We start from the raw sequence: 525 nt of genomic DNA, 5'->3' as shown, positions 1-525 counted from the left end.
GCTCGGTATCGCGGGCAAGGAAGCGGCCGGGCAACACTTGGATGGCGGCTTTCTGCCACAGGTTGCGCGTGAATGCCAAGTCGTCGCCGTCGGGAACTTTCAGCCAAATGTAGAACGATGCGTCAGGCAGTTTGACATCGAATACCTGTTGCAAAATCGGAATGACGCGGTCGAATTTTTCTTGGTAGAGGCGGCGGTTGGCAATGACGTGTTCTTCGTCGTTCCAAGCGGCAATGCTGGCACGTTGGACAGGAATGCTCATCGCGCTGCCGTGGTAGGTGCGGTAGAGCAGGAAGTTTTTGAGCAACTCGGCATCGCCTGCGACAAAGCCGGAACGCAAACCGGGGACATTGGAGCGTTTGGACAGGCTGGTAAACATCACGATGTTGTGCGTTCCGCGACCTAATTGCGCCGCAGCCTGTAAGCCGCCGATCGGTTTGTCGTCGTCAAAATAAATTTCGGAATAGCATTCGTCAGAGGCAATAACGAAGCCGTATTTGTCTTGCAAATCAAAAATTTCTTTCC

Annotated in this window: 1 protein-coding gene; it reads right to left on the bottom strand. The window is 53.5% G+C overall.

The genetic code is table 11. From position 1 onward, the window contains the following. The coding region (locus ACTHUR_RS17970; protein WP_440400103.1) for an aminotransferase class I/II-fold pyridoxal phosphate-dependent enzyme at positions 1-525 on the bottom strand (525 nt) is incomplete at both ends.

Source organism: Neisseria sp. P0021.S007, assembly GCF_051956855.1.
Note: the sequence above shows the minus strand (reverse complement) of the source record. Positions and strands in the feature narration are given on the sequence as shown.